The organism is Nocardia sp. NPDC060220, assembly GCF_042727815.1.
Taxonomy (GTDB): domain Bacteria; phylum Actinomycetota; class Actinomycetes; order Mycobacteriales; family Mycobacteriaceae; genus Nocardia.
In genome coordinates, this window is record NZ_JBHWZY010001197.1 from 1 (window position 1) to 1,627 (window position 1,627).

The following is a 1,627-nucleotide window of genomic DNA, read 5'->3' on the forward strand; positions in this document are numbered from 1 at the left end:
CTCATACCAGCTTCCATCTCGAAGACTTTGTGCCCGTTGAGGCTACGTACGCCGAAGGGCCGATCGTCAGCGTCGACGCGCAGCGAACCCTGCTTCGGCAGGGGATCGCACTGGCGCGGGAGGTCGGGCGACTGGCTGGTGAACTAGACGCGTCGATTCCGCTGCGATGCATCATCGCGACCGACGAAACCAACGGTACGTTCCGGTTTCACAAGATCCGGCCCGATGAAAGCTGGCTGGCCGACGACCTCGACGGTTACAACGGTGAATGCGTAGTTGCTATCGACTTTCCCTCGACTCACCCTTGATCTGTGAGCCTCTGTGCGTGAACGGCAGCCCGTTCGGGTTGGCGACAAACGACACGGCTGTGTGTACCCAATCCCGGAACAAGCCAAAGACCAACGCACGGCGTCCAGTACCCGGGTCCGCCACCCGTTTGGGTCGCTCTCCAGCACGGTGGCGTAGGTAAGTCACCTGTGCGGACACCGACGCGCTTCCGATGGTCGACGCGATCCGTCTACGCCTGTCCGATTGGCGCTCTGGTCAGTACCCGGCTATCCGTTGACCGGGTACCTGACCACAACGACTCGGCTGATCGGAACGCCCGGCCGCGGGATACCGCGGCCGGGAGCGTCGGTAGATCAGGGCTGGCCGCTGACGGCGGCGGTGACGGCGTCGAGGAAGGGCTGGCCGCCCATGGCGTAGCCGCCGGCGATGGCGCCCAGGACCAGGCCGACGGGGCCGGTGATGATGCTGAGGAAGCCGAAGCCGAGGACCGTGCCGATGAGGCCGCCGAGGATGCCGCCCGCGACGACGCCGACCACGTTGCGGTTGATCTCGTTGGTCAGCTGGGACATGGGGCTGATGGCCTGCATCTCGCCGATTCCGGTGGCGCTCGCCTGCGGGGCGAGGACGAGGTGACGGCCGTTGTCGGAGATCGTTTGCGCAACCCGCATCTCCTTGCCGGAGATCTGGTAGGTGAGCGGGATACGGGTGACGACGGCGCCGGAGTCGGCGACGAGGGTGACCGCGGTGTTGTCGTCGGTGGTGGTGAAGGTGCCGCCGGCGACGGTGGTGGTCAGCACCCGGGAGAACTCGGTGAGGGTGGCCTCGTAGTGCACGGACTGGTCGACCCCGGATGTGGTGACCTCAGGGCGCGGCGGTGCGACCGGCTGCGCGGCGGCGGTCCCCGCGGTGATCCAGACGGCGGCGCCGACCAGGAGCGTGGCAGCAGGGAAGTAACCGAGTTTCATCAGGGAATTCCTTTACGCATCACGAAAGTTTGCGCGGCAAAACGGCGTGCCGCTGCTCGGGGCACGAACCGTGTTGTCCGCCAGTGAGATCGGGCAGACAATAGCATCCTTTTCCGGCTGTCGGTGAACCGTGTCGAATTGGGCGGTGGACCAGTGTTTAGCATTGTTAAAAGACGCAGATTCACAATTCGACACGTTCGTGTGTGCCGTGTAAGAACTGTCAGGCGAGTGGGACGTCGGTCGGGGATGTCCAGCGGATGAGTAGGACAACACAGATGGCACGTCGAAGAAACCTAGCCATGCTCGGCGTGTCCATAGGGGCGGTGTTTGCCCTGGCAGGTGCGTTCTACCTGGCGCTTTCGGTCGTCGTGGGG

The 1,627-nt window shown here is 64.4% G+C and carries 2 protein-coding genes; one reads left to right on the forward strand and one right to left on the reverse strand.

Features of this window, described 5'->3' with window-relative positions; translation table 11 throughout:
• Positions 1-308 (forward strand): hypothetical protein (locus tag ACFWF3_RS35200; RefSeq protein ID WP_379318444.1); only part of this gene is annotated, 308 nt, incomplete at its 5' end.
• A gap of 333 nt (positions 309-641) precedes the next feature.
• Here ACFWF3_RS35200 and ACFWF3_RS35205 read toward each other — a convergent pair.
• Positions 642-1,253, reverse strand: coding sequence for a hypothetical protein (locus ACFWF3_RS35205; protein WP_379318446.1), 612 nt, complete (start codon positions 1,251-1,253; stop codon positions 642-644).
• Positions 1,254-1,627: the final 374 nt, after the last annotated feature.